The sequence below is a fragment of the Pseudoduganella sp. GW821-FHT11H04 genome (assembly GCF_058807935.1).
Genome location: NZ_JBXARE010000004.1, coordinates 63213 through 76087, shown reverse-complemented (window position 1 = coordinate 76087; position 12875 = coordinate 63213). Strand labels below are relative to the sequence as shown.

At 62.2% G+C, this 12875-nt stretch carries 16 protein-coding genes; 5 read left to right on the top strand and 11 right to left on the bottom strand.

Going from position 1 to position 12875, the window contains the following annotated elements; genetic code table 11:
- Positions 1 to 18 precede the first annotated feature (18 nt).
- From paaI to paaA, 8 genes are all read right to left on the bottom strand, one after another.
- Positions 19 to 465, bottom strand: coding sequence for a hydroxyphenylacetyl-CoA thioesterase PaaI (gene paaI, locus AC1RTP_RS10585; protein WP_498607303.1), 447 nt, complete (start codon positions 463 to 465; stop codon positions 19 to 21).
- Entirely contained in the window at positions 458 to 2011 is a 1554-nt protein-coding gene (gene paaH, locus AC1RTP_RS10580; protein ID WP_498607301.1) for a 3-hydroxyacyl-CoA dehydrogenase PaaH, read from the bottom strand. The genes paaI and paaH overlap by 8 nt, the downstream gene beginning before the upstream one ends.
- A 2-nt stretch (positions 2012 to 2013) precedes the next feature.
- Positions 2014 to 2805, bottom strand: a complete 792-nt coding sequence (gene paaG / locus AC1RTP_RS10575; protein WP_498607299.1) for a 2-(1,2-epoxy-1,2-dihydrophenyl)acetyl-CoA isomerase PaaG — start codon at positions 2803 to 2805, stop codon at positions 2014 to 2016.
- A 116-nt stretch (positions 2806 to 2921) separates the two neighbouring features.
- A complete protein-coding gene (paaE, locus tag AC1RTP_RS10570) occupies positions 2922 to 3998 on the bottom strand; it encodes a 1,2-phenylacetyl-CoA epoxidase subunit PaaE (protein WP_498607297.1) in 1077 nt (358 codons plus the stop codon).
- A gap of 4 nt (positions 3999 to 4002) precedes the next feature.
- Complete coding sequence (paaD, locus tag AC1RTP_RS10565) at positions 4003 to 4548, bottom strand: 1,2-phenylacetyl-CoA epoxidase subunit PaaD (protein WP_498607296.1); 546 nt, start codon at positions 4546 to 4548, stop codon at positions 4003 to 4005.
- Complete coding sequence (gene paaC / locus AC1RTP_RS10560) at positions 4548 to 5300, bottom strand: 1,2-phenylacetyl-CoA epoxidase subunit PaaC (protein ID WP_498607294.1); 753 nt, start codon at positions 5298 to 5300, stop codon at positions 4548 to 4550. The genes paaD and paaC overlap by 1 nt, the downstream gene beginning before the upstream one ends.
- Positions 5301 to 5309: 9 nt before the next feature.
- Positions 5310 to 5594, bottom strand: a complete 285-nt coding sequence (paaB, locus tag AC1RTP_RS10555) for a 1,2-phenylacetyl-CoA epoxidase subunit PaaB (protein WP_028101924.1) — start codon at positions 5592 to 5594, stop codon at positions 5310 to 5312.
- A gap of 11 nt (positions 5595 to 5605) precedes the next feature.
- Positions 5606 to 6595, bottom strand: a complete 990-nt coding sequence (paaA, locus tag AC1RTP_RS10550; RefSeq protein ID WP_498607292.1) for a 1,2-phenylacetyl-CoA epoxidase subunit PaaA — start codon at positions 6593 to 6595, stop codon at positions 5606 to 5608.
- Between the two features lie 122 nt (positions 6596 to 6717).
- Here paaA and paaX point away from each other — a divergent pair, with 122 nt between their 5' ends.
- The 3 genes from paaX (at position 6718) to AC1RTP_RS10535 (ending at position 9929) form a co-directional block, all read left to right on the top strand.
- Complete coding sequence (paaX, locus tag AC1RTP_RS10545; protein WP_498607291.1) at positions 6718 to 7650, top strand: phenylacetic acid degradation operon negative regulatory protein PaaX; 933 nt, start codon at positions 6718 to 6720, stop codon at positions 7648 to 7650.
- Positions 7651 to 7749: 99 nt separating this feature from the next.
- On the top strand, positions 7750 to 8736 hold the full coding sequence (locus tag AC1RTP_RS10540; protein WP_498607290.1) for an ABC transporter substrate-binding protein: 987 nt from the start codon (positions 7750 to 7752) through the stop codon (positions 8734 to 8736).
- A gap of 65 nt (positions 8737 to 8801) precedes the next feature.
- Positions 8802 to 9929 (top strand): M14 family metallopeptidase, encoded by a 1128-nt coding sequence (locus AC1RTP_RS10535; RefSeq protein ID WP_498607288.1) that lies wholly within the window; start codon positions 8802 to 8804, stop codon positions 9927 to 9929.
- A 3-nt stretch (positions 9930 to 9932) separates the two neighbouring features.
- On the opposite strand, the gene AC1RTP_RS10530 is transcribed toward AC1RTP_RS10535, so the two are convergent.
- Positions 9933 to 10667 (bottom strand): helix-turn-helix domain-containing protein, encoded by a 735-nt coding sequence (locus tag AC1RTP_RS10530; RefSeq protein ID WP_498607287.1) that lies wholly within the window; start codon positions 10665 to 10667, stop codon positions 9933 to 9935.
- A 130-nt stretch (positions 10668 to 10797) separates the two neighbouring features.
- Between AC1RTP_RS10530 and AC1RTP_RS10525 the strand changes: the two genes are divergently transcribed.
- Positions 10798 to 11196 carry a hypothetical protein gene (locus AC1RTP_RS10525; protein ID WP_498607285.1) on the top strand — a complete coding sequence of 133 codons (399 nt, stop codon included), beginning with the start codon at positions 10798 to 10800 and terminating at the stop codon, positions 11194 to 11196.
- Positions 11197 to 11199: 3 nt separating this feature from the next.
- Positions 11200 to 11976, top strand: a complete 777-nt coding sequence (locus AC1RTP_RS10520) for a DUF2145 domain-containing protein (RefSeq protein ID WP_498607283.1) — start codon at positions 11200 to 11202, stop codon at positions 11974 to 11976.
- Here the strand turns inward: AC1RTP_RS10520 and AC1RTP_RS10515 are convergent, their stop codons facing one another.
- Both AC1RTP_RS10515 and AC1RTP_RS10510 read right to left on the bottom strand, forming a co-directional pair.
- Entirely contained in the window at positions 11977 to 12156 is a 180-nt protein-coding gene (locus tag AC1RTP_RS10515) for a hypothetical protein (RefSeq protein WP_498607281.1), read from the bottom strand. It lies immediately after the preceding gene.
- 156 nt (positions 12157 to 12312) lie between these two features.
- Entirely contained in the window at positions 12313 to 12870 is a 558-nt protein-coding gene (locus AC1RTP_RS10510; protein ID WP_498607279.1) for a PH domain-containing protein, read from the bottom strand.
- Between the last annotated feature and the right edge of the window lie 5 nt (positions 12871 to 12875).

Genomic DNA, 12875 nt, shown 5'->3' with positions numbered 1-12875 from the left:
CGGTACTACCTCCATCAACTAGCTATGGGTTGGAACCACCTCTCCGGCCACGCGGTGCGACTTGCCGCGGAAGGTGGCGATCATCTTGCCCTCCTGGTTGGTGACGTTGACATCGTAGATGCCGGTCTTGCCGGCCAGCGTGCGCTCAATCGCTTCCGCCGTCAGCAAGTCGTCCAACCGCCCAGGGGCGAGGTAGTCGATCGTGCAGCCCGCGCCTACCGTCGTGTGGTTATGGCTGTTGCACGCAAATGCGAAAGCGCTATCGGCCAACGCAAAGATAAAGCCGCCGTGGCAAGTCTGGTGCCCGTTCAGCATATCGGTCCGCACCGGCATGGTCATGCGCGCATAACCGGGGCGGATTTCTACCAACTTCATTCCCATGGCCTGGCTGGCGGCGTCGCGCGCGTACATGGACGCGCCGGCCGCTTCGGCCAGGGCCTGCGGGTTCATCTTGGGGTTATGCATGTATCCTGGCTCCGCTCAGTTGGCGGCGTCGCAGCAGCGGCGACACGCGGTAGCGGTCCTCGCCATAGCTGCTTGCCAGGTTTTCCAGCACGCTGACGATGTGCGGCACGCCCACCATGTCCGCCCAGGCCAGCGGGCCGCGCGGATAGTTGACGCCCTTCTGCATCGCCACGTCGGCCGCCTGCGCGCTGCACACGCCCTGGTTGACGGCATCGGCTGCCTCATTGGCCAGCATGGCGACGGTGCGCATCACGGCCAGGCCAGGCACGTCGTCCAGACGGGTGACGGTGAAGCCGGCGGCCTGGAACATGCCGATTGCCGCGGTCATGGCGCGCGGGTTGCACTGGTCGGAGCAGGCAATGGCGATGCGCGGCGATTTGCCGAAGTCGAACACCAGGTCGTACACCACCATATCGTCGTGCTTGTCGTCGCGTGCACGCTGGGTCGCGGTGCGGCCGTCGGTCAGGTAGATTGCCGCACCGTTGCAGTGGAAGGCCGGCGCCTCGGACGAGCGGTGGCCTTCTGCGGAATTGCGCTTGGTGACGGCGACGCCGCGCTCTTTCAGGCGCTCGATAATGGACGTGGCAATCGAAGTGTGGTCGCCCGGCTCGAAGCTGTAGCCGATGTATTCAGGCGTTGGCTGCGGCGCTTCCGCGCGCGGCTGCGGGGCGGCTGCGCCTTCGCTGTAGTCGTAGAAGCCGCGGCCCGATTTGCGACCGAGGAAGCCGGCATTGACCATCTCCTGCTGCAGCACGGACGGTGTGAAGCGCGGGTCGTTGTAGTAGGCGCGGAACACGGACTCGGTGACGGAATAGTTCACGTCGTGGCCGATCAGGTCCATCAGCTCGAATGGGCCCATGCGGAAGCCGCCGCCTTCGCGCATCACGGCGTCGATGGTGGCAGCGTCGGCGGCCTGCTCGTTCAGCAGGCGCCAGCCTTCGGCGTAGTAAGGACGCGCCACGCGGTTGACGATGAAGCCCGGCGTGGACTTGGCGTGCACCGGATTCTTGCCCCAGGCGATCGACGTGTCGTACACGGTTTCTGCGACGGCGGCGTCGGTGGCCAGGCCGCTGATCACTTCCACCAGCGCCATCAGCGGGACTGGGTTAAAGAAGTGCATGCCGACCAGGCGTTGCGGCTTGCGCAGCTTGGCGGCGATGGCGGTGACGGAAATCGAGGAGGTGTTGGTGGCCAGGATGGCGTCATCGGCGACGATGCCTTCCAGGTCGGCGAACAGGCTGCGCTTGACGTCCAGGTTCTCGACGATGGCTTCCACAACCAGCTTGGCGTCGGCGACTTCGGCCAGGCCGGCAACGCCGTGCAGGCGGGCCCGCGCGGCGTCCGCATCGGCGGCGCTCATCTTGCCTTTTTCAACCAGCCTGCCGTACACCTTACCGATATCGGCGATTGCCTTCGCCACCGCTTCCGCGCGGGTGTCGAACAGCTTGACCGTGTAGCCAGAAGCCGCCGCTACCTGTGCGATGCCGGAACCCATTGCTCCGCTGCCGATGACGGCAACGACACTGCCTTGCGCCAGAGCCGCCATGCTTATTCCCCTTTGAAGTTTGGAGCGCGCTTGTTGATGAAGGCGTCCACGCCTTCACGGTAATCGTGGCTGTAGCCAAGCTCGCGCATCATTTCGCCTTCCAGTTTGAGCTGGTCGGACAGGGTGTTGCCCCAGCTGGCTTGCAGCGCGTGCTTGGTGAAGGCCAGGCCCTTGGTTGGAGCGGTGGCGAAGTGTTTGGCCATGGCCATGGCTTCGTTCATCAATTCTTCGTCCGGCACCGCCTTCCAGATCAGGCCCCATTGCTCGGCGCGTTCTGCGGACAGTTTTTCGCCCAGCATGGCGAGGCCGGTGGCGCGGGCGTGACCTATCAGGCGTGGCAAGTGCCAGGTGCCGCCGGTGTCCGGGATCAGGCCCAGTTTGCAGAAGGCTTCGATGAAGCTGGCGGATTTAGCGGCCAACACGATGTCGCAAGCCAGGGCCAGGTTGGCGCCGGCGCCGGCGGCTACGCCGTTCACGGCGCAGATCACCGGCATTGGCAGTTCGCGCAGTGCCAGCACCAGCGGGGCGTAGAATTTTTCGACGGATTCGCCGAGGTCCACTGCGGCGCCGCCTGGAGCCACTGCGCGGTCGCCCAAGTCCTGGCCGGCGCAGAAGCCTCGGCCAGCGCCGGTCAGCACCAGGACGCGGACGGACTTGTCGGCGCGCAGTTGTGCCAGCGCTTCGCGCACTTCCAGGTGCATGGCCTGGGTGAAGCTGTTCAGCTTATCGGGACGGTTCAGGGTCAGTTTGGCGACACCTGCTTCGATTTCAAACTGGATATTCTCGTAGGTCACTCTTGTCTCCTTTTAGAACCGGTAACCCAGTGTCTGACCCGCAGGGTCAGACACTGATACGCGGCAGTCGCAAGCCGGGTGTCTGACCCTGCGGGTCAGACACCGACCTGCCGGTTTTACTCAGCCTGATCGAAATCGACGATCACCTTATCAGTCACCGGGAACGCCTGGCAGCTCAACACAAACCCACGTGCAATTTCGTAGTCTTCCAGCGCATAGTTGACGTCCATATCCACCTTCCCGTCCACCATCTTGCAGCGGCAGGTAGAGCATACGCCGCCTTTGCACGAGTAGCGCATATCCAGGCCAGCGCGCAGGCCGGCATCCAGGATCGACTCCTTATCCTTCTCCATGGTGAATGAAGACGCATTGCCATCCATGATCACGGTAACTTCGGTCAGATGCGGCGCCGTATCGGCCTGTGGACGCGGCTTGTGCGTATGCTTCGGAATGCTGGCCGCGAACAATTCAATCTTGATGTTCGATTTAGGCATACCGCCCTCCTGCAGCGCAGCCGAAACGCCCAGCATCATGTCTTCCGGCCCGCAAATAAAGGCGGTGTCGTAATCCTTGATATCGATCCAGTGCTGCAGGAATTGTTCGGTCTTTTCCTTGGTGATGCGGCCGTTGAACAGTTCAATATCCTGCTGTTCGCGCGACATCACGTAGACGATGTTCAGGCGCTCCAGATACGAGTCCTTCAGCTCCATCAGTTCCGTCTTGAAGATCACCGACGACGAGGCGCGGTTGCCGTAGAACAGCGTGAAGCGGCTGTTCGGCTCCGTCATCAGCGTGGTCTTGATGATCGACAGGATAGGCGTGATGCCGCTGCCCGCAGCAAAAGCCAGGTAGTTCTTCGACTGCGCAGCATCGAGGGGCACGTTGAAGTGGCCCATTGGCGGCATCACCTCGATGGTGGCGCCAGGCTTAAGCGACTCATTGGCCCAGGTGGAGAACATACCGCCCTGCGTGCGCTTGATCGCCACGCGCAACGCGCCGTCCTGCACGGCGGAGCAGATCGAATACGAGCGGCGCACGTCTTCGTCGTTGATATTGGTGCGCAAGGTCAGGTGCTGGCCCTGCTGGTACTTGAAGCTTTCCTGCAGTTCGGCAGGCACGGCAAAGGTGACGGCGATGCAATCGCGGGTTTCCTGCTGCACCTTGGCGACGGACAGTGGATAGAATTTGCTCATATTGTCAGTGGCACTTGAAGTAGTCGAAAGGCTCGCGGCAATCGAGGCACTTGTACAGCGCCTTGCAGGGCGTGGAGCCGAACTGGCTGGTGATTTCTGTGTGGTCGGAGCCGCAGTGCGGGCAGATCACTTTTGGCGCAGGCACGGCGCCGCGCGCAATGCCTGCCTTGAGCGGATCTAAAGGCGCAGCGGAGGGACGCGGCGTGCGCAGGCCGCTGATGTCGACCACCTTCTGCGCCGGCGGGGCAATGCCGTAGCCTTTCAGCTTGGCCTTGCCGGAATCGCTCATCCAGTCAGTCGTCCAGGCGGGCGACAGGCGGGTGATGATGTCGACCTGCTTGATGCCGGCATCTTGCAGCGCACCTTGCACCGCATCGGCAATCACCTGCATGGCCGGGCAGCCGGAATAAGTCGGCGTAATCGTGACGGCGCAGGACGAAGGGCCGGTCACCTGCACATCGCGCACGATGCCAAGATCCACCACCGAGATCACCGGGATCTCAGGGTCGGACACCTGCTCCAGCAGAGACCAGACACGCGTCGCGTCCATCACCACTCCGAAGCTGGGTAAGCGCGCTGCAGGAACTGCATCTCGGCCAACAGATAGCCCAGGTGCTCGGTGTGGCGGCCTTGCTTGCCGCCCTTCTGCATCCACGCATCGGAAGGCGGCATGGCCAGCGTCGCTTCGCCGAGGATATCGGACACGTGCGACAGCCACTGCTCGCGCAACATGGCAGCCGCAGGTGCGATGCCTTCCGCAACCATGGCTTCGTCGATAGCGTCGTAGTTGAACACCTCGCCGGTGTACATCCACAGTTCATCAACCGCGGTCTGGGTGAACTGGTGAGAGACTTCGGTGCCATCGCCCAGTCTCACCACCAGGTCGCCGCTGCGGCGCAGGTGGTAGGTCACTTCTTTCAGCGACTTCTCGGCGATTTCCGCGATGCGCTGGTCGCTGCACTTGGTCAGCGCGCCAATTAGGAAGTAATGCCAGGTGTCGAAGAAGAACTGGCGCACGATGGTGTGGGCGTAATTGCCGTTTGGCTGTTCGACCAGCAGCACGTTCTTGTAGTCCTGCGCATCGCGCAGGTAAGCCAGCTTGTCCTCATCGCGGCCCGCGCCTTCCAGTTCGGCGGCGTAGGTGTACCACATGCGGGTCTGGCCCAGCAGGTCCAGCGACACGTTGGACAGCGCCATATCCTCTTCCAGCGCCGGGCCCTTGCCGCACAACTCGCACAGGCGCTGGCTCAGCACCATGGCGTTGTCGCCCAGGCGCAGCAGGTAATTGACCTTGTTATCCATGTCGACGCCTTACAGGTTCTTCACTTCTTCCGGCATCGGGAAGAAGGTTGGGTGGCGATACACCTTGCTGTTGGAAGGCTCGAACAGCGGGCCCTTGTCGGCCGGTGCGCTCGCGACGATATCGGAAGCGCGCACCACCCAGATGCTCACACCTTCATTGCGGCGGGTATAGACATCGCGCGCGTTATTGACTGCCATCTCTGCATCCGGAGCATGCAGGCTGCCCACATGCTTGTGCGCCAGGCCGTGCTGGCTGCGAATGAAGACTTCCCACAGTGGCCATTCTTTGCTCATCTTGTCTCCTCTCAGGCCGCAGCCTGCTCCTTATTGTGTTTGTCGGCGTAGGCGACCAGCGCGTCGCGGAACCATTCGCCGTCTTCGTAGGCTTTGACTCGGGTGCGTAGGCGCTCGCGGTTGCAAGGGCCGTTGCCCTTCAGGACCTGGTGGAATTCTTCCCAATCGATTTCGCCGAAATCGTAGGAGCCGCGCTCCTCGTTCCACTTCAGGTCAGGGTCGGGAACGGTCAGGCCCAGGAATTCGGCTTGGGGCACGGTCTGGTCGACCATGCGCTGGCGCAGTTCATCGTTCGAGAACAGCTTGATGCGCCAGGCGCTCGATTGCGCGCTGTTGACGGAAGCAGCGTCGGAAGGGCCGAACATCATCAGCGAAGGCCACCACCAGCGGTTGAAGGCATCCTGCGCCATCGCCTTTTGCTCCGGCGTGCCTTTGGCGAGCGACATCATGATGTCGTAGCCCTGGCGAGCGTGGAAGGACTCCTCCTTGCAGACGCGGATCATGGCGCGCGAATACGGACCATAAGAGCAGCGGCACAGCGGGATCTGGTTGATGATGGCCGAGCCATCCACCAGCCAGCCGATGGCGCCCATGTCGGCCCAGCTCAGGGTCGGGTAATTGAAGATGGACGAGTACTTGGCTTTGCCGCTATGCAGGGCCGCCAGCAGTTCGTCGCGCGACACGCCCAGGGTTTCGGCGGCGCTGTACAGGTAAAGGCCATGGCCAGCTTCATCCTGGATCTTGGCCAGCAGGATCGACTTGCGCTTCAGGGTCGGCGCGCGGGTCACCCAGTTACCTTCAGGCAACTGTCCGACGATTTCGGAGTGGGCGTGCTGGGAGATCTGGCGAATCAGGGTCTTGCGGTAAGCCTCCGGCATCCAGTCTTTCGGCTCGATCTTGATGCCGGCGTCGATGCGCGCCTGGAATTCGCGCTCCTGCGCGTCCATATCTTCTGCGGTCTGGACCTTCTTCAGGCCGGTTTCCACCATTTGTGCGTACATAAGGAGGGCCTCCTTGTTCGGGATAGACTCATAATACGATACAAAAACAGCTTTGCAAACGAATTTTGTGTGTCATTTAAAAATTCTGTATCCAGATCAATGACAGTGTATAAAATCGGTCTATGCAAAAAAACCAGAAAATCAATAGCTGGATTGAAGAATTCCTGGCCAGCGACCCTCCTCGCTCCAAATCGCTGGTGATGACCATTTTTGGCGACGCCATCGTGCCCCACGGCGGCATGGTGTGGACGGGCAGCCTGATCGAACTGCTAGCCCCCTTCGGCGTGAACGACCGCCTGTTGCGCACCTCGGTCTTCCGCCTCGCTCAGGAAGGTTGGCTGGGCGCCCAGCGCGACGGCCGCCGTAGCAGCTACGCCATCACGCCCGACGCCATGCGCCGCTTCAGCCGCGCCTTCCGCCGCATTTACGCGCCCCTGAACGTGCACTGGAACGGCCAATGGACCCTGGTGCTGGCCGCCGACGGCCTCGACGCCCCCGCCCGCAGCCAGTTGCGCAAGGAGTTGTTGTGGGAAGGCTACAGCGTGATTGCCCCCGGCATTGCGGGCCATCCAGCCGGCGATATGGAGGCGCTGGAAGCCCTGCTGATCCGCCTTGGCCTGCTGCAAAAAGTGTACGTAGTGCAAGCCAGCGAAGTGCCCGGCCTGCGCGCCCGGCCGTTGGGTGACATGGTGGCCGAAGGCTGGGACCTCAGCGAAGTAATGTCCGGCTACGAAAAGTTCACCGCCCAGTTCGACGGCGTGCCCGCCCTGCTGGCCGAAGCAGCTGAGGAAGGCATCGATCCAGAGCAAGCCTTCGTGCTGCGCACCCTACTGATCCACGCCTACCGCCGAGTGCAGCTGCACGACCCGCAATTGCCTGTTGAGCTGCTACCCGACCCATGGCCCGGCGCCCGCGCCTACGAGCTCGCGAGCCAGCTCTACCGCCAGCTGCAAGCCCCCGCCGAGCAGCACATCCTCGCCGCCCTGAAGCGCGAAGACCCAGCCGCCCAGACGCCCGAGTCCAGCTTCTACCACCGCTTCGACGGCCTAAACTAGAAATGTCCACCTTGGGGTCAGGAACGAATGTGGACATTTCGCGAGCGAAAATGTCCACATTCGTTCCTGACCCCAAGGTGGACATTTTGAGGAGGGAACATGTCCTGGCGTAACTGGTTTGCCTGTCTATTGTTGCTGCTGCCCCTGGCAAGCCGGGCGGGGCCGGATACGATCCTGGTCGTGGAGAGCTATAACGTCGAAATGGCTTGGGATGTTGCCTACAAGAAGGCGCTGGAAGACACCCTCGGCGAGCATTACAAGCTCGAGTACTTCCAGATGGACACTAAGCGCCTGCCCAAGTCCCAGCACGCCGCCATGGCCGACCAGGCCTGGGCGCGCTACGAGCAGCTCAAGCCGGGCATAGTGATCCTGGGCGACGACGCCGCGCTCAAGCTGCTGTGCGACCGCTTGGGCGCCACTTCCACGCCGGTGGTCTACCTCGGCATCAACAACAATCCGCGCGAATATTTCGACACCCAGCGCTATCGCAACATCACCGGCGTGCTGGAACGCCCGAACATGAAGCGCAACATCGCCCTGGTGCGGCGCCTTTTGCCGTCAGCCAAGCGCGCGCTGGTGCTGTTCGATACCGACGTCACCTCCCAGGTCGTGCGCAAGGAAACTTTTGGCGACATGACCAGCCAGGACGTCTCCGGCATCCAGGTCGACCTGAAGCTGATCACCAACTGGGAAGAATGGCAGCACGAGGTGGTCGCAGCCCGCGACAAATACGACCTGATCTTCATCGGCCTTTACCAGGCCCTGCACGACAAGGAAGGCCGCAGCGTCAACACGCGCGACGAGGTGGCGCGCTGGACTTCCGAGCACGCGCCCGTGCCCACCTTCGGCTTCTGGGACTGGGCCGTCGGCGCCGACAAGACTGCCGGCGGCCTGGTGCTGTACGGCTACGACCAGGGCAAGGCCGCCGGCGATATCGCACTGCGTATCCTGGGCGGCGCCCAGCCCTCCGCCATCTACCCCGTTACTGCCGACCGCGGCCGCTTTTACTTCAGCCGCAAGCAGCTCCAGCGTTGGGGCCTGAAACTGCCCAACGACCTGTCAGCAGGGGCTTTGCTGACCGACTAGTAGTGAATTTGGTATCATGTCGGCCTTCGCGCAACAGCGCTTTAAATTTTCCGACAGGACACACAATGTCTATCAAAATCAGCAGCCAGTTCGATGCTGGCGCCATCGATGTCGTCAGCGTTACCTCCGCAGGCGATATCGACGTCAATATCCGCAAGGACTCCCACGCGGACATCACCCAGTGGTTCTACTTCCGGGTGCAGGGCGCGCAAGCCGTGCCGCTGTCCATCCGTTTCCTGAACGCTGGCAAGGCTGCTTATGCTGAAGGCTGGAAAGGCTACAACGCCGTCGCCTCCTATGACCGCGACAACTGGTTCCGCGTCCCGACCTCCTTCGATGGCGAAGTGATGACCATCGAGCACGCGCCGGAACACGATTCGGTCTACTACGCCTACTTCGAGCCGTATTCGTGGGAACGCCACCTGTCGCTGCTGGACTCCGCGCAGTTGCACCCGGACGCCGAACTGGTGGACCTGGGCAGCACCGTGGAAGGCCGCGACATGAACCTGCTGATCATCGGCGACCAGCAGGCCGAGAAAAAGGTCTGGGTCATCGCACGCCAGCACCCAGGCGAAACCATGGCTGAATGGTTCGTGGAAGGCATGGTCGAAGCCCTGCTCGACGCGTCCAACCCATACGCCCGCCAGTGCCTGCAGGACGCCTGCTTCTACGTGGTGCCGAACATGAACCCGGACGGCTCCGTGCGCGGCAACCTGCGCACCAACGCCGCCGGCGCGAACCTGAACCGCGAGTGGAACGAGCCAACCATGGAGCGTTCGCCGGAAGTCTTCCTGGTGCGCGAAAAGATGAAGGAAATCGGCTGCGACCTGTTCCTGGATGTGCACGGCGACGAAGGCCTGCCTTACGTCTTCGTGGCCGGCAGCGACGCCCTGCCGAACTTCACCAAGGAGCAGAAGGCCGCCCAGGACAAGTTCATCGCCGACTTCAAGCTGGCATCGCCAGACTTCCAGTCCGAGCATGGCTACCCTGACTCGCCATACACCCCGGAGGTGCTGACCATGGGTTCGCCGCACATCACCCACCTGTTCGGCTGCCTGTCGCTGACCCTGGAACTGCCGTTCAAGGACAACGCCAACGACCCGGACGAACTGGTAGGCTGGAACGGCGCCCGTTCCGCCAAGCTGGGTTCGGACGTGCTGCAGCCAGTCCTGCGCACCCTGCGCAACTTCTAAGCTCTATCCGCGCAGCAGCGCCCGGAATGCCTTCGGTATCCACGGGCGCGCTGCCAGCATGAAGGTCACGGCGCGGCGCTGTTCCCACGGCAGCCGCGCATCATCCTGGTGCTGCAGCGAGAATTCGTCCGCCACCTGCTTCAATCGTTCCAGCAAGGCGCGCGTCGATTGCTGCGACAGCATTACACTCACCAGCCGCTGCACTTCATGATGGCCGTCGAAACGGCTGTCGAAATAATCGCCATACGCTTCGTCGCGGAAGAATGCCTGGATCGGGCCGTTCGGCAGCCAGCTGAAGGTGCGCGACACCAGCAGCTTGACCTTGTTGTTCGGCTTGAGCATCAGGAAGCCGATCTTGTCGAGCCTTAGCAAGCAGGCCGTCGCTTCGGCCGCGCTGATCTTGTAGTTGGCCACGACTTCTTCGATCGGCACCTGGTTCAACGCCAGCACCGCTACCACCAGCAGCTTGGTGTCGCTGATGATTTCCTTTTCCTGCGCGTAGGTCAGCTGCGATATGAGCTGCGGCGTGTCGGCGCTCGCTTGCGCCAGTTCAGCAAAGTCCATGTCCAGCACCGCCAGCACTTGCTCCAGCCGCTCCAGCGTGAAGTTACGGGCGGCGAACATGCGTTTGATGCTCGGTTCGGACAGGCCGATTTTCTGGCCCAGCGCGGCGTAGGTAATGCCGCGCGCCTTGAGCTGGCGTTTGAGTGCTTCAACCAGGCGGCTGACGTTGGACATGGATGCAATTCCGATAATTAGTATCGAATTATGATACCACCAGCATGGCCCAGAGCTACAGTGCGGATCACGATTGCCCTGGGCGCGAGGCAGCGACAAGATTGCCGCACTTTCATCCAAGGAGTACGAAATGAAGCGCATCCTGATCGCCGCCATGCTCACCATGGCCTGCACCGCCAGCCAGGCGGAAGGCGATTCGCAGACGATGAGTAATGGTATGAGCGACCTGTCGGCCGTCGTGGTCGCCGGGTCCGTGCTGACGGTGTCCGGCGCCGGTGCGCTGGTGGTGGAATCCGTTGAAGTGGTGGGCGAAAGCGTTGTGGTCGTCGTGAAGGCCGTCGGCGATGGCAGCAAGGCCACCGTGCAGTTCAGCGGCAAGGCGCTGGAAGGCGTGTCGGTGGTCGCCGGCACCACCGTCAGCGTAGTGGCCATGTCGGCTGGCGCCGCGCTGGTGGTGTCAGGCCAGGTGATCGCCTTCATCCCGAATGAGGCGGGCAAGGCCTTGATGCACCATAGCCGCGTGAGTTAAACCATGAAGCAAATCCTTGCAGCGATGCTGCTCAGCGCCGCGGCGGGCGCCGTGCAGGCAGGCCAGAATTGCGAACCAAAGCCAATGATGGTGGACGAAGTGCAGCGCTCACTGGACTTGGCCCAGCGCAGCGTGCAAGCACTGGATGCCAGCGGAGCACAAGTCGCGATCATTGCGCGCGCAGGTCAGAATCTTTCGCAGTATGGCTTGCGCTATTCCCACGTCGGCTTTGCATGGCGCGATCATCCGGCCGGGCGCTGGGTGGTGGTACAGTTGCTGAACGATTGCGGCACGGCCGATTCGGCGATGTACAACGACGGTCTGGGTAACTTCTTCCTTAGTGGCCTGTATGAGTACAAAGCGGAATTGATCCTGCCTTCACCCGAGGTGCAGCAACGCCTGGCGCAGGTGCTGGCATCGCGCACGCCGCAGCGACTGCACCAGCCGAAATACAGCATGCTGGCTTATGCCTTCTCCACGCGCTACCAGAACTCCAACCAGTGGGCGCTGGAGACGCTGGCCGCAGCCAGTGCGCCGCAGGGGAAAGTGGAAACGCGCGCCGAGGCGCAGCAGTGGTTGAACGAGGCTGGCTTCCGTCCCGTCGGCGTAGATGTTGGCCTGAGCGCGCGCGTTGGCGCCCGCCTGTTCCGCGCCAACGTCGCATTCGACGACCACCCGACCGGCCCGCGCCTGCGCGGACACTTCGACACTGTGACGGTGGATGGCATCGAGCAATTCGTGCGCACGCATGACCGCGGCGCGCACATCATCGAACTGTGATTATTTGCGGTTGAGCTGACGCAGGCGGGTGACGTGCTTGCGACGCAGCCGCTCCAGTTGGCGCGCTTGCGGATAGCCCGGCTGGCCGGGCGCGCGCAGGTGCGGCGGCACGCTCGGCGGGGCGGCTTCCGGTTCGAAATTCAGCGCTGGCAGGCGCTCGATTTGTCGTTTGCTGACCATGCTTCATGTTAGTTGTGGCCGTTTGAACTTGCCAGTTTTGCGCCTCCGCAAAGGCCGTGCTGCGATCTGCATCGATCATGCGGCTTTGTGGAGGCGAACATGAAGCTAATTTTTATCGCGCTGGCTTGCGCCTTGCTCGCTGGCCAGGCGCTACGCTCAACCCAGACGTTGCCCGAATGGTCGCGTGTGGCCAGCCGCGAAGTGCGCGCTGCGAATGATCTCGTACACCTTGCGCGCATCCGCGATTGTGTCGAAGCGAGGGATGGTGTCGTCGCCCGGCCAGGCAGCCAGGCCGCTGAAGCGGTTGCCCGCCTGCGAAACACCGAACGAAATAGTGCCCTCGCCTTTGCCGCTTTCCGTTAACGCGAATTCGCCCATCGTGCGCAGCTCAATGGTTTGCACACGGCGGCGGAAAATCCCGGAACGGATGAAGATGCGGTCGTTGGTCACCATGTAATCAGTCCTGGCGCGCTGCCAGGCCTCGAGCACGAAACGGCCGCCGACCATATGGGCGCCCATCAGCACGAAGGGAATGCTCCACAGGCGCAGCACCATTGGTGCATCGGAGCGCATCACCGTGTATTCGAGGAACACGCTGAAACCGCCCCATAGCAAGCTGAATGGAATCATCAGCACGTCCGCCCCACGCAGCATCAGGCCCTGGCGCGGGACGCCATGCCATAAAACGCGTTCATTGGTCGAAAGATTATCCATACCGC